The sequence below is a fragment of the Algibacter lectus genome (genome assembly GCF_004368925.1).
Lineage (GTDB): Bacteria > Bacteroidota > Bacteroidia > Flavobacteriales > Flavobacteriaceae > Algibacter > Algibacter lectus.
Map to the genome: position 1 here is coordinate 115,381 of NZ_SORL01000007.1, position 14,112 is coordinate 129,492.

The 14,112-nt window shown below is 33.7% G+C and carries 10 protein-coding genes; 5 read left to right on the forward strand and 5 right to left on the reverse strand.

The window, feature by feature from the left end; translation table 11 throughout:
• Positions 1-76 precede the first annotated feature (76 nt).
• A complete protein-coding gene (locus DFQ06_RS01540; RefSeq protein ID WP_042503948.1) occupies positions 77-1,360 on the forward strand; it encodes an NAD(P)/FAD-dependent oxidoreductase in 1,284 nt (427 codons plus the stop codon).
• Positions 1,361-1,678: 318 nt separating this feature from the next.
• Here the strand turns inward: DFQ06_RS01540 and DFQ06_RS01545 are convergent, their stop codons facing one another.
• Positions 1,679-2,230 carry a DUF1572 family protein gene (locus DFQ06_RS01545; RefSeq protein ID WP_074936450.1) on the reverse strand — a complete coding sequence of 184 codons (552 nt, stop codon included), beginning with the start codon at positions 2,228-2,230 and terminating at the stop codon, positions 1,679-1,681.
• Between the two features lie 61 nt (positions 2,231-2,291).
• Positions 2,292-2,774, reverse strand: coding sequence for a peptide-methionine (R)-S-oxide reductase MsrB (gene msrB, locus DFQ06_RS01550; protein WP_133965645.1), 483 nt, complete (start codon positions 2,772-2,774; stop codon positions 2,292-2,294).
• 203 nt (positions 2,775-2,977) lie between these two features.
• On the opposite strand from msrB, the gene DFQ06_RS01555 reads away from it, so the two are divergent.
• The gene (locus tag DFQ06_RS01555; protein ID WP_174564429.1) at positions 2,978-3,799 is read left to right on the forward strand and encodes a M48 family metallopeptidase; all 822 of its coding nucleotides are present in this window, start codon (positions 2,978-2,980) and stop codon (positions 3,797-3,799) included.
• A gap of 75 nt (positions 3,800-3,874) precedes the next feature.
• The gene (locus tag DFQ06_RS01560) at positions 3,875-5,269 is read left to right on the forward strand and encodes an MFS transporter (protein ID WP_133965647.1); all 1,395 of its coding nucleotides are present in this window, start codon (positions 3,875-3,877) and stop codon (positions 5,267-5,269) included.
• Positions 5,270-5,317: 48 nt separating this feature from the next.
• On the opposite strand, the gene metE is transcribed toward DFQ06_RS01560, so the two are convergent.
• Positions 5,318-7,621, reverse strand: a complete 2,304-nt coding sequence (gene metE, locus DFQ06_RS01565; RefSeq protein ID WP_162857630.1) for a 5-methyltetrahydropteroyltriglutamate--homocysteine S-methyltransferase — start codon at positions 7,619-7,621, stop codon at positions 5,318-5,320.
• A 134-nt stretch (positions 7,622-7,755) separates the two neighbouring features.
• Here metE and DFQ06_RS01570 point away from each other — a divergent pair, with 134 nt between their 5' ends.
• Complete coding sequence (locus DFQ06_RS01570) at positions 7,756-8,241, forward strand: Lrp/AsnC family transcriptional regulator (protein WP_133965650.1); 486 nt, start codon at positions 7,756-7,758, stop codon at positions 8,239-8,241.
• A gap of 19 nt (positions 8,242-8,260) precedes the next feature.
• Here the strand turns inward: DFQ06_RS01570 and DFQ06_RS01575 are convergent, their stop codons facing one another.
• Positions 8,261-8,641 (reverse strand): hypothetical protein, encoded by a 381-nt coding sequence (locus DFQ06_RS01575; RefSeq protein ID WP_074936297.1) that lies wholly within the window; start codon positions 8,639-8,641, stop codon positions 8,261-8,263.
• 80 nt (positions 8,642-8,721) lie between these two features.
• Positions 8,722-11,271 carry an ATP-dependent Clp protease ATP-binding subunit gene (locus DFQ06_RS01580; RefSeq protein ID WP_042503843.1) on the reverse strand — a complete coding sequence of 850 codons (2,550 nt, stop codon included), beginning with the start codon at positions 11,269-11,271 and terminating at the stop codon, positions 8,722-8,724.
• Positions 11,272-11,530: 259 nt separating this feature from the next.
• On the opposite strand from DFQ06_RS01580, the gene gyrA reads away from it, so the two are divergent.
• Positions 11,531-14,104 (forward strand): DNA gyrase subunit A, encoded by a 2,574-nt coding sequence (gyrA, locus tag DFQ06_RS01585; RefSeq protein WP_133965652.1) that lies wholly within the window; start codon positions 11,531-11,533, stop codon positions 14,102-14,104.
• The last annotated feature ends 8 nt before the right edge of the window (positions 14,105-14,112 follow it).

Here is a 14,112-nt window from a genome sequence, read left to right on the forward strand (position 1 = left end):
TTCAATAAATTAGAAGCCTCAGTAATAAAGGGAATTTACCATTGTTTTACTACCTTTGCTTTGCAAGTTATTATTTATGAACATACCTAAAACAAGTTACCCACGAATTATTATAATTGGTGGCGGTTTTGCAGGAATTGCCTTAGCAAGAAAATTATCAAAACAAGAAGTACAAGTGGTACTCTTGGATAAACATAACTATCATACATTTCAACCGTTATTATACCAAGTATCTACCGGTGGACTAGAGCCAGACTCCATAGCATATCCCATTCGTAAAATTTTAAAAGATTTTCCAAACTTTCACTTTAGGCTTGCAGAAGTAAATGAAATTGATACCACTTGCAATACCATAAAAACGAATATTGGCGATTTAAAATTCGATTATTTAGTGGTGGCTTCGGGATCTAAAACTAATTATTTTGGTAATACGGAAATCGAAAAACACAGTATGGCCATGAAAACCATACCACAATCTCTAAACCTAAGGAGTTTAATACTCGAGAATTTTGAAGAAGCTCTATTAACAACTGATTTGCATGAGCGTATTGCTCTCATGAATTTTGTAATAGTAGGTGGTGGTCCAACAGGCGTAGAGCTTGCAGGTGCTTTAGCCGAAATTAAAAAAGGTATTCTTCCAAAAGATTATCCCGATTTAGATACTCGTTTAGCGCAGATTAATATTATACAATCTGGAGGTTGCTTATTAAAGGGTATGAGTGAAAATGCATCGGCAAAAGCCGAAGACTTTCTTGAGAAACTTGGCGTTCATGTATGGAAAAACGTTCGTGTAACTAATTACGATGGTAAAACAGTAACTACAAATTCCGATTTAACCTTCGATACAGCTACCGTAGTTTGGGCAGCAGGAGTACAAGGTGCAACTATAAAAGGACTAGATGCTAAAGATTTTGTTACTCGTGGTAACCGTATTTTAGTAAACCAATGCAACCAAGTAAAAGGCTTCGAGCATATTTTTGCCATTGGCGATATCGCTTGCATGGCAACCGATGAGTTTCCGAACGGCTTACCAATGATGGCACAACCCGCCATACAACAAGGTCAGCAATTGGGGAGTAATATTTTAAAACTTATAGAGGAAAAACCCATGAAACCTTTTGAATATAAAGACAAAGGTGCTATGGCAACAGTAGGACGAAACAAAGCAGTGGTCGATTTAAAAACATTGAGATTTCAAGGTGTTTTTGCTTGGTATGTTTGGATGTTTGTTCATTTGTTTTTCCTAATTGGTTTCCGAAACCGGATGGTTGTTTTTGTAAACTGGGTGTATAATTACATACGTTTCGATCGCGAAGCACGTTTAATTATTCGTCCGTTTAAAAAGAAGTTTAAATTATAAATTCTCTCTTTTTTGTTTAATGTTTATAGCGAGTTGCCATGAAAAATGGCAAACAGGCTTTCCGCTATATCTTTTGTTTTTTTCTTAAGGAGAGTGATGGCTTGATTGTTTTCGTTTTTTCTAAACTCGAAAGTACAAGTGAATCAACCTAAAACAAAAGGATATCGCATCAATCCTTCTCGCAGGGCATATCCGCAAAAGTATGTTTTAAGTATTTATATTAGTGGGTTTGTTTCGTCATGTCGACGCTGGGAGACATCATATCACAGTAAGCACTTCAATTTAAAATATCGAAATTTAAATTACAAAATACCACCATTATAAATCATCAGTAAAATGCTTTCTAGATTTTTCTTCGCTAAACTTTTTATCGTTATAAGCTTTAGATCCTCCTTTAGGGATGGAAAGAATCTGCCAATCTTTTCCTTTAAAAATTTTACCTAAAAAAACAATTTGACCAATATGATAAGAGTAATGTGCTAATTGTCTATTTATCGCTTCTGTAACAGTATGGCCTTCATTCCTGATATAAACTATGCGTTCTAAATCGCTTTCCGTTAAAGGTTTTATAGCATTAAATAGGCAGTCCCAACCAGTATTCCAACTTTCTAATAATTGCTCTTTGGTTTCAAAAGTATCATCGAATTCTCGATTTCGGTTTCTCGAAGGTTTTTCACCGTCTTCAGTTAAAAAGTTTGTCCAACGGCTTAGCATATTCCCAGAAAGATGCTTTGTTATAATGGCTATAGAATTGGCATCTTGGGCAATTTCATTTTGTAATTCATCAAATGATAATTGATCAAAAGTTTTGTCGCCTAAACCTTTATAATATTCAAACTGTTTTCTAATACTTTCTAAATAACTTTCCATGCGATAAATGTAATTCATCAAGGCAATAAAAGCAAATGGAGAAGGTAACTTTCAAAAAAGCTTATTCTGCAGGTACAAATTTTAAAGAGACACCGTTAATGCAATGGCGCATCCCGGTTGTTCGCTTTGGGCCATCGTTAAAAACATGACCTAAATGTCCGCCACAAGTTCCACAATGTTCTTCGGTTCTAGCATATCCTAAATCGTAATCGGTAGAAAAATCGACATTACCTTTAATTTCTCTATCGAAACTTGGCCATCCCGTGCCGGAATCAAACTTGTGTTCACTTTTAAATAAAGGTGTTTCGCAAGCTTTGCAAACGTAAGTTCCTTGTTTTTTGTTATTGTTTAAAGCGCTTGAGAAAGCACGTTCGGTTCCTGCTTCACGTAAAACGTAATACTCTACATCAGATAATTGTGCTTTCCACTCAGATTTTGTTTTAGTAACTTCAAAAGTTTTTTTAACCTCGTTTTTTTTCTTTTGTGCTGTAGAATTGCAACTAAAAGCTAAAAATAAAGCAAGTACTATAATTATCTTATTCATATTTAAATTTGTTTTTTAATTCAGTCGTAGTGTAAATCTAAAAATAACAGAATAGAATTTAATTAAAGTTATATTTTTCATAAAAAAGCGCTTTTATTATGTTCAAAGTTTGTTAAATTTGAATGTGACTAATTAAATAAAAATGTGTCTCAATATTAAACATACAGTTTTTGTATTTTTGAGATCTAATAAAACCCAATATGATGAAACTAAAAGTTACTTTAATATCCTTAGGAGTTTGTGCCATGATATTTTCTTGTGCAACAAACCCTTTTACAGGAAAAAAAACAATGGCATTTGTCTCTAATGCTCAGTTGTTTCCAACTGCTTTTGCTCAATACGATCAGTTTTTAACGGATAATAATGTTGTAACAGGTACTAAAGATGCAGAAATGATTACAAGAGTAGGACAGCGTATAGCTGTTGCAGCTGAGCGTTGGTTAACTGCAAACGGAAATGCTGGTTATTTAAATGATTACAAATGGGAATATAATTTGGTAGATGATGAAACTGTAAATGCTTGGTGTATGCCAGGTGGTAAAATTGTATTTTACACGGGTATTTTACCAATAGCAGCAAACGAAACAGGAGTTGCTGCCATTATGGGGCACGAGGTTGCGCATGCATTAGCAAACCACGGACAGCAACGTATGAGTGCTGGATATGTACAACAAGGTTTAGCGGTTGCAGGAAATGTAGCTATACAAGATGAGCAATCTAGAAATGCTTTTAACCAGTACTATGGTGTTGGTTCAAATGTATTAGGAATGTTACCTTTTAGTAGAAGTCATGAAACTGAAGCTGATAAAATTGGTTTATACTTAATGGCTGTTGCTGGTTATAACCCAGATGAAGCTGCTGAATTATGGAAACGTATGAAAGCTAATAGTGGAGGAGATGCGCCTGCAGAATTTATGAGTACGCACCCATCTAACGATACGCGAATTAATAACTTAACGCAATGGGCTCCAGATGCTAAAAAGGAAGCTGCAAAATTTGGCGTAACATCGTTTAGAGCGATATAACATTTTAATAAAATATTTGTTTACTTTAGAAGCTGCTAATTATTAGCAGCTTTTTTATTTAGCGAAATTTTTTATATGATTCAACTTGAAAAGGGAAGTAAGAAACTATTAAATGCTTGGGCATTTTACGATTGGGCAAATTCGGTTTATACTTTAACTATTGCATCTTCAATTTTTCCGATATTTTATTCGGCATTATTTCTTTCAGAAGTTAAAACTGTTGGAGCTTTTGGTACCGAATTTAAAAGTACTGCACTTATAACTTTTGTAACAGCTTTTACCTTTTTGGTAGTAGCGATTACTTCGCCAATACTTTCCGGAATTGCCGATTATGTTGGTAATAAAAAGAATTTTTTAAAGTTTTTCTGTTACGTTGGTAGCGTAGGTTGTGTTGGGTTGTATTGGTTTAATTTAGAACAAATTCACCTGAGTTTGTTGTTCTATTTTATGGGATTAATTGGGTACTGGGGAAGTTTGGTTTTCTATAATTCATATTTACCAGATATTGCATATCCAGAGCAACAAGATAGCATAAGTGCCAAAGGGTTTTCCATGGGGTATTTAGGAAGTGTGTTGTTGTTAATATTCAATTTAATGATGGTGATGTTTCCGCAGTTTTTTGGATTCGATTTAAGTATAGATCCATCTATTACAGAAACAGGAAGCGAGGCTGAAATTCAATTAGCTATGGATGCGGCTAAAGACGCAGCTTCGTTTAAGGCTATGAAAATATCTTTTATTACTGTTGGAATTTGGTGGGCTTTATTTAGTCAATATTCATTTTACTTTTTACCAAAAGGAACAAAATCTGGACATAAAGTAACTCGAGCCGTCATCTTTAATGGTTTAAAAGAATTAAGAGAAGTTTGGAAAGAGTTAAAGCAAAACTTAAGATTGAAACGCTATCTATATGCATTTTTTGTATTTAGTATGGCTGTACAAACTATTATGCTGGTTGCTGTTTATTTTGGAGAAGAAGAAATTTCTTGGGGAACAGATAGTGAAAAAACAATGGGGTTAATTGTTAGTATTTTGGTGATACAACTGGTTGCTATTCTTGGCGCTTATGTAACCTCAAAAGCATCATCTAAATTTGGAAATATTAAAACACTAATCGCTGTTAATTTTGTTTGGATGTTTTTGTGTTTTTATGCTTATATAATGCATACACCAATGCAGTTTTATATTGCGGCCGGTATTGTTGGTTTGGTTATGGGAGGAGTGCAATCACTTGGGCGTTCTACATATTCTAAATTTTTACCAGAAACGGAAGACACTACATCATACTTTAGTTTTTATGATGTTGCTGAGAAAATCGGTATTGTAATTGGTATGGTTATTTTTGCTACCGTAGACCAAATTACCGGAACCATGAGAAATGCTATTTTGGTGCTTGTTGTCTTTTTTATAGGTGGTATTATTTTATTGTTTAGAGTGCCGGACGAAAATAAAAAGACTGCCTTAGAATAGTAAAAATACATTCTAAAAACAGTCTTATTTATTCAAATTAGGGGAAGCTTAAACGAGCTCCAACGTTTGGGATCTTAAATTTTTAGCAGCAGTCACTAAATTTTTCAAAGCATCTTTGGTTTCTGGCCAATCTCTAGTTTTTAGTCCGCAATCTGGATTTACCCAAATATGTTCTTTAGGTAAAACGTTTTTGGCTTTTGTAAGCAAGTTTTCAATTTCTTCTAAAGAAGGAACGCGTGGCGAATGTATATCGTAAACACCTGGTCCAATTTCATTCGGATATTTAAAATCAACAAAAACATCTAGTAATTCCATTTCAGAACGTGATGTTTCAATAGTAATTACATCGGCATCCATATCAGAAATACTTGCAATGATGTCATTAAACTCCGAATAACACATATGCGTATGGATTTGAGTTTGGTTTTGCACACCACTTGCCGAAATTCTAAACGCTTTTACAGCCCAATTTAGGTAATTCTTCCATTCTTCCTCTCGTAATGGTAATCCTTCACGAATGGCAGGTTCGTCTATTTGAATAATTTTTAAACCCGCTTTTTCTAGATCTGTAACTTCATCTCTAATCGCTAATGCAATTTGGTTACAAGTAACGTCTCTAGGCTGATCGTTTCGAACAAAAGACCACTGTAAAATAGTAACCGGACCAGTAAGCATGCCTTTTACAGGAATATCAGTTAAAGATTGTGCGTATTCAGACCATTTTACGGTCATTGGGTTTTCGCGAGATACATCGCCAAATAAAATAGGTGGTTTTACACAACGGCTACCGTAACTTTGTACCCAGCCGTAGCTGCTAAAGGCAAATCCGTTTAGTTTTTCTCCAAAATACTCAACCATATCATTACGTTCAAACTCACCATGTACCAAAACATCTAGACCTATTTCTTCTTGAAAACGGATAGAGTCTTCAATTTCTTTGGCAATTAATGTATTGTATTCTTGTTGAGATAAAATTCCTTTTTTAAATTTTAGACGCCAGCTACGAACTTCTTTGGTTTGCGGGAAAGAGCCAATAGTAGTAGTTGGGAAAAGAGGAAGATGTAACGCTTGTTTTTGTAAAACTTGACGTGTAGAAAAAGTACTTTCTCTATGACTATCGGAAGATTTTAAATTAGAAATTCGCGTTTTTACCGAATCATTATGGATTAGTTTTGAGCTTTTTTTGGTGAGGTTTGCTAATTTATTTTCTTCAAACAAGTGTAAGTAACCATCGTTGTCTGCTTTTAATAAATGTTTAAGAGCAACAATTTCTTCAATTTTTTGTTTAGTAAAAGCTAGCCATTGTTTTATTTCGGGTTCTAGAGTAGTTTCTAAATCGAGATCGTATGGCGTGTGCAGTAGAGAACAAGAGGACGCTATCCATAAATTTTCTGGATCTAATTTTTTACTCGCTTTTTCTATAATTTTAATTGAAGTTTCAAAATCATTTTTCCAAATGTTTCGACCATCTACAACACCTAACGATAGTTTTGTTTTTGGATTAAAATGTTCAGATTCTAAAATATCATTTAATTGTAAAGGGCATCTTACCAAATCTAAGTGTAAAGTATCGACGGGTAGTTGTAAAGCAATATTTAAATTTTCGCCATAACAATCAAAATAGTTAGCTAAAAACACTTTTAATGCCGGGAATTTTTTGGCAATTTTGTTGTATGTTTTTGTAATAGCTTGTTGTTCTTTTTCAGAAAGGTTTAATGCTAAGCAAGGTTCATCAAATTGAATATATTCTGCACCTAAATTCTCTAGTCTTTCAATAACTTCGAAGTAAACGGGTAATAATTTATCCAATAAATCTAACCTATGAAACCCTGATTCTTTTTCTTTTCCTTGAAGTAAAAATGTAACCGGACCAATTAAAACAGGTTTTGTTTTTATTCCTAATGTTAAAGCTTCCTTGTATTCTTCTATAATTTTATTCGAAAAGAAATGAAATGTTTGTTCTTTTTCAAATTCGGGAACAATATAATGGTAATTAGTATCGAACCATTTTGTCATTTCCATGGCAGTAACATCTATATTATCTTTTTGAAGTCCACGCGCCATAGCAAAATACAACTCTAAATAGTTGCTTTTATCAATGTTGTTATAACGTTTTGGAATACAACCAAAAGTTAAACAAGCGTCTAAAACTTGATCGTAAAAAGAGAAGTCATTCGACGGAATTAAATCAACACCTAAGTCTTGTTGTTGTAGCCAATTTTGTTTTTTTATTTCTTTGGCAGTGTTTAGTAGTTCTGTTTGATTAATTTTTCCTGACCAAAAAGCTTCGCATGCTTTTTTTAATTCACGTTGGCGTCCAATTCTTGGGTGTCCTAAAAGGGTAGTTTTCATAATTAAATATTAGATTTTATTGCTGTTCAAAATTAGTATTACAGCATGTAAGTGAGAAATTATAGCTAATATTAAGATGATTTACCTATTTTTGAGTAGTATAATAGAATAATGTTATTTATATCTAGTTAAATATGAGTTTACCAGAAAATAATTCTTCTTTACCATTGGATGAAATAGATTTGCGCTTATTAAGAATGTTGCAAGCTAATTCGAGCCTAACAACAAAGCAATTAGCAGCTAAAGTGAATCTATCTACTACGCCAGTTTTTGAGCGTATCAAAAAATTAGAAAAGGCAGGCTATATTAAAAACTATGTTGCTGTTTTAGATGCCGAAAAGCTTCAAAAGGGCTTAACAGTGTTTTGTAATATTACTTTGAAAGAGCATACACGCATTATAGGTAATCAATTTGTGAAGGATATTGTGTCTCTTGAAGAAGTTGTAGAGTGTTATAATATCTCGGGAGATTATGATTTTTTACTTAAAATATTGGTAAAAGATATGAAGGAGTATCAGAATTTTGTTCTAAACCATTTAGGGAGCGTTAAAAACATTGGTAGTGCACAGAGTACTTTTGTAATGGGCGAAATTAAAAATTCTTATGCTGTACCCATTTAAGTTTGGGTTTTAATTTACACTATTTATCATCAGCTTCGCGGACTGCATTGTTTGCCCATTCTGTAGCATCATTTATTTCTGTAAATGTTTTCAATGGTTTTTTTGAAAATATTTGTTCGATTTGAGAATTGATACGTGCTATTTTTTTAGATGAAACTATGGCAAAACCTACTAAGTTTTCAATTTTTGAGGCTTGAATATAAATAACGGGATCTACGGCATACGAGTTTATGCGGTGTGAGATGTAAACAAATTTTTTGTTTTTAAAATGGGTTTTTGCTATTTTGAATAGGTCGGCATTCGACAGGTCGGTTACGGTTTCTCCTTCGTTAACAATACCAATAACGTAGTTTTCGTAAACCTGCATGACCCCAACTGATGTTTTTACTATGTGCATCATTTATATGAAATGGTGTTTTGATGAATAAAAAAAAGCTCGAAAAACTAATTTCGAGCTTTTTTTTTATTTATAATTTTATTTTAAGACTCTGTTGATTTTTCAGCTTTTATAATTGAAATACTCAACTCTTCTGTTTTAGCATCAAGATCAATCTTGATGTTATCGCCATCTTGTAAATGCGAAGCTACAATCTCTTCAGCTAAAGCATCTTCAACATATTTTTGAATGGCTCTTTTTAAAGGTCGTGCTCCGTATTGTTTATCGAAACCTTTATCGGCAATATAGTCTTTAGCCGTTTCTGTAATAGTTAGGTTGTAACCTAATAACTTAATACGATCTAAAAGTTTTTCTAATTCGATATCGATAATTTTGTTGATGTCTTCTTTTTCTAAAGCATTAAAGACAACTACATCATCAATTCTATTTAAAAATTCTGGTGCGAAGGATTTTTTCAAAGCATTTTCGATAACACTTTTTGCATTCGCATCTTCTTGAGCCTTTTGTGATGCTGTTCCAAAACCAATTCCGGTACCAAAATCTTTTAATTTACGAGCTCCAATATTAGAAGTCATTATGATAATAGTGTTTCTAAAATCAATTTTTCTACCTAAAGAATCGGTTAAATAACCATCATCTAAAACTTGAAGTAGCATATTGAATACATCAGGATGTGCTTTTTCAATTTCATCTAAAAGAATAACTGCGTAAGGTTTACGACGTACTTTTTCTGTAAGTTGTCCACCTTCTTCATAACCAACGTATCCCGGAGGTGCTCCAACTAATCTAGAAATAGCGAATTTTTCCATGTATTCACTCATGTCTATTCTAATTAAAGACTCTTCAGAATCGAATAACTCTCTAGATAACACTTTAGCTAACTGTGTTTTACCAACACCTGTTTGCCCTAAAAATATAAATGACCCAATTGGCTTATTCGGATCTTTAAGTCCAGCACGGTTTCTTTGAATAGCCTTAACTACCTTAGCAACAGCATTATCTTGGCCAATTACTTTTCCTTTTATAAGGTCTGGCAATTCAGCTAACTTATTAATTTCTGTTTGCGCAATACGGTTTACAGGCACACCAGTCATCATAGAAACCACATCGGCAACATTATCTTCTGTTACCACTTCACGATGTTGTTTGGTGTCTTCTTCCCATTTTTCTTGTGCAACAGCTAATTCTTTTTCAAGACGTTTTTCATCATCTCTTAGTTTTGCAGCTTCTTCGTATTTCTGTTTTTTAACAACAGTATTCTTGGTTTCCTTAACTTCTTCTAGTTTCTTTTCTAGTTCTAGAATTTGTTTTGGAACTTCAATATTAGTAATGTGTACGCGAGAACCCGCTTCATCTAAAGCATCGATAGCTTTGTCTGGTAAAAAGCGCTCTGTCATGTATCTATTTGTTAATTTTACACAAGCCGCAATAGCTTCTGGTGTATAATCAACATTATGGTGCTCTTCGTATTTACCTTTTATGTTGTTAAGTATTTCAATAGTTTGTTCTACCGTTGTAGGCTCAACAATTACCTTTTGGAAACGACGCTCTAAGGCACCATCTTTTTCTATGTACTGTCTGTATTCATCTAAAGTTGTGGCACCAATACATTGTATTTCGCCTCTTGCTAAAGCAGGTTTAAACATATTGGAAGCGTCTAAACTTCCAGTAGCTCCACCAGCTCCAACTATAGTATGTATTTCATCTATAAATAGAATAACATCATCATTTTTTTCAAGCTCGTTCATAACGGCTTTCATACGCTCTTCAAACTGTCCGCGGTATTTTGTTCCGGCAACTAAGCTGGCTAAATCTAAAGTAACTACACGTTTATTGAATAGAATTCGGGATACTTTACGTTTCACAATTCTAAGCGCTAAACCTTCGGCAATGGCAGATTTACCAACACCAGGTTCACCGATTAATAGCGGATTGTTTTTCTTTCGTCTACTTAAAACTTGAGAAACACGTTGTATTTCTTCTTCACGACCAACAACAGGATCTAGTTTTCCTTCTTCGGCCATTGCTGTTAAGTCGCGCCCAAAGTTATCTAAAACTGGAGTTTTAGACTTTTTGTTGGTTTTAGCACCTGTTGGTGCATTAAAAATACTGTCTTTAGAAGATTCGTCTTCTATGTTAGAATCATCATCCGGGAATTCAGCTTTCGGTTCTATATAACTATCATCGTTTGTTATCATAATTTTAAATTGTTCTTTAACATTGTCGTAGTAAACCTTTAATTTATTTAAAAGTTTTGTAGTTGGGTCATTTTCATTTCTTAAAATACAAAGCAGTAAATGCGCTGTATTTATTGAGGTGCTCTGAAATAATTTAGCCTCTAAAAACGTGGTTTTTAGTGCGCGTTCTGCTTGCCTTGTTAAATGTAAGTTCTTCTTTTGGTTAGAACCTACAGCTATATTGGGGTTTGCAGGACTTAATATTTCTACTTTACGCCTTAAATGATTTAAATCAATATCTAAAGCGTTTAAAATCGTTATTGCTTTGCCATTACCATCACGCAAAAGACCAAGCATAAGGTGCTCGGTACCGATAAAATCGTGACCTAACCTTAGGGCTTCTTCTTTGCTGTAAGCAATAACATCTTTTACTCTTGGGGAAAAATTATCATCCATATTCGTGTCCTTTCTGCATTAAAAATACTAAAACATTTTACCAACGACAAAAACTATACCTTTTTTTGTGTGTAAAATGCTAATTGACGAAAAAAAGGATATAAATCCAAAATTTTGGAATACATACTTATTAACTAAAAAGAGATGTGAAATTGTTAATAAAAAACATGAAAAAATGATTATAAAACCCTTAGTATAACTATTGGAATTGTTATATTAGCATGTTTTGAAAATTACATAAAACTTAATTAAAATATATATGGCAGAAGGAGAAAAACTTATTCCAATTAATATTGAAGATGAGATGAAATCAGCTTACATTGATTATTCAATGTCAGTTATTGTGTCACGTGCTTTACCAGATGTAAGAGATGGATTAAAACCCGTTCATAGACGTGTACTTTATGGTATGCATGAACTAGGTATTAGAGCAAATACAGCACATAAAAAGTCGGCAAGAATAGTTGGGGAAGTTTTAGGTAAGTATCACCCACACGGCGATACTTCGGTTTACGATGCAATGGTGCGTATGGCTCAAGAGTGGAGTTTACGTTACATGCTAGTAGATGGACAAGGGAATTTTGGTTCGATTGATGGTGATAGTCCTGCAGCAATGCGTTATACAGAAGCACGTATGCGTAAAATTGCAGAAGACATGTTGGCAGATATCGATAAGGAAACCGTAGATCATAAGTTAAACTTTGATGATACTTTACAAGAGCCAACGGTTTTACCAACACGTATTCCAGGTCTTTTAGTTAATGGAGCATCGGGTATTGCTGTAGGTATGGCGACTAATATGCCTCCTCACAATTTAACAGAGGTTGTAAATGGTACAATTGCCTATATCGAAAATAACGATATTGAAATTGATGAGCTTATACAACATATTAAAGCACCAGATTTTCCAACAGGTGGTACTATATATGGATACGATGGTGTAAAGGAAGCTTTCCATACAGGTCGTGGACGTATTGTTATGCGTGCTAAAACTAATATTGAAGAGGTAAACGGTCGTGAATGTATTATTGTTGACGAAATTCCGTACCAAGTCAATAAGGCAGATATGATTAAAAAAACTGCCGATTTAGTTAACGATAAAAAACTAGAGGGTATTTCACTTATTCGTGATGAATCTGATAGAAATGGTATGCGTATCGTTTACGTTTTAAAACGTGATGCGATTCCTAATATCGTTTTAAATAAACTTTTTAAATATACAGCGTTACAGTCTTCTTTTAGTGTAAACAATATTGCATTAGTAAATGGACGTCCACAGTTATTAAACTTAAAGGAGTTAATTCATTACTTCGTTGAGCATAGACATGAAGTTGTTGTTAGACGTACTACTTATGAATTACGTAAAGCAGAAGAACGCGCGCACATATTAGAAGGATTAATTATTGCTTCGGATAATATAGATGAAGTAATAAAAATTATTCGTGCTTCTAATAATGCAGATGAGGCTAGAAATAACTTAATTGAACGTTTCAAACTTTCAGAAATTCAAGCAAAAGCTATTGTTGAGATGCGTTTGCGTCAGTTAACAGGTTTAGAGCAAGATAAATTGCGTGCTGAATATGATGACATTATGAAAACTATTATTGACCTTAAAGATATCTTAGATCGCAAAGAGCGTAGAATGGATATTATTAAGGAAGAATTAGTTGTTGTTCGCGATAAATATGGTGATGAGCGTCGTTCTGTAATAGAATATGCTGGTGGCGATTTAAGTATCGAAGATATGATCCCTAATGAGAGTGTGGTTATTACAATTTCTCATGCAGGTTATATTAAACGTACATCTTTAACAGAATACAAAACACAGCATAGAGGAGGTGTAGGGCAAAAAGCATCTACAACAAGAAATGAAGATTTCTTAGAACACTTATTTGTGGGTACTAACCATCAATATATGTTGTTTTTTACTCAAAAAGGAAAATGTTTCTGGATGCGTGTTTACGAAATCCCAGAAGGATCTAAAACATCTAAAGGGCGTGCTATTCAAAACCTTGTAAATATTGAACAAGATGATAAAGTTATGGCTTTCATTTGTACTCAAGATTTAAAAGATGAAGAATATATTAATAGTCATTACGTAATTATGGCTACTAAAAAAGGTCAGGTTAAAAAGACTTCTTTAGAGCAATATTCTCGTCCAAGAACAAACGGAATTAATGCTATTACTATTAAGGACGATGATGTTTTATTAGAAGCGAAACTTACAACTGGTGAAAGCCAAGTGATGTTAGCATTAAAATCTGGTAAAGCTATTCGTTTTGAAGAAGCTAAAACGCGTCCGATGGGTCGTGGTGCTTCTGGAGTTCGTGGTATTCGTTTACAAGATGAAGAAACAGATGAAGTTATCGGAATGATTGCTGTTGACGATATGGAAAGCAACGTGCTTGTAGTATCTGAAAATGGTTATGGAAAACGTTCTAGTTTAGAAGATTATAGAATTACTAACCGTGGTGGAAAAGGTGTTAAAACCATTTCTATTACAGAGAAAACAGGTAATCTAGTGTCTATTAAAAACGTAACGGATGATGATGATTTGATGATTATCAACAAATCTGGTGTAGCAATTAGATTGGCAGTTGCCGATTTAAGAGTTATGGGACGTGCAACTCAAGGAGTGAAATTAATAAACCTTAAAGGAAAAGATTCTATTGCCGCAGTTGCAAAAGTAATGCATGAAGATGAAGAGATTGTACTTGAAGGAGAAGAAGGTGAAACTTCTGTAGAAGGCGTTGAAGGTGTTGAAAACACTGATGTTTCTGAAGATGGCACAACTCTTGATAATAATTTAGAAGATAATAACACTGAAATTTAAACTTAATA

Bases quoted from the DNA above. Each gene is read 5' to 3' on its own strand.
- metE (WP_162857630.1), bottom strand. From the start codon at position 7,621: ATGAAAACTACCCTTTTAGGACACCCAAGAATTGGACGCCAACGTGAA.
- DFQ06_RS01555 (WP_174564429.1), top strand. From the start codon at position 2,978: ATGAAACTAAAAGTTACTTTAATATCCTTAGGAGTTTGTGCCATGATA.
- gyrA (WP_133965652.1), top strand. From the start codon at position 11,531: ATGGCAGAAGGAGAAAAACTTATTCCAATTAATATTGAAGATGAGATG.
- msrB (WP_133965645.1), bottom strand. From the start codon at position 2,774: ATGAATAAGATAATTATAGTACTTGCTTTATTTTTAGCTTTTAGTTGC.
- DFQ06_RS01575 (WP_074936297.1), bottom strand. From the start codon at position 8,641: ATGATGCACATAGTAAAAACATCAGTTGGGGTCATGCAGGTTTACGAA.
- DFQ06_RS01560 (WP_133965647.1), top strand. From the start codon at position 3,875: ATGATTCAACTTGAAAAGGGAAGTAAGAAACTATTAAATGCTTGGGCA.
- DFQ06_RS01545 (WP_074936450.1), bottom strand. From the start codon at position 2,230: ATGGAAAGTTATTTAGAAAGTATTAGAAAACAGTTTGAATATTATAAA.
- DFQ06_RS01580 (WP_042503843.1), bottom strand. From the start codon at position 11,271: ATGGATGATAATTTTTCCCCAAGAGTAAAAGATGTTATTGCTTACAGC.
- DFQ06_RS01540 (WP_042503948.1), top strand. From the start codon at position 77: ATGAACATACCTAAAACAAGTTACCCACGAATTATTATAATTGGTGGC.
- DFQ06_RS01570 (WP_133965650.1), top strand. From the start codon at position 7,756: ATGAGTTTACCAGAAAATAATTCTTCTTTACCATTGGATGAAATAGAT.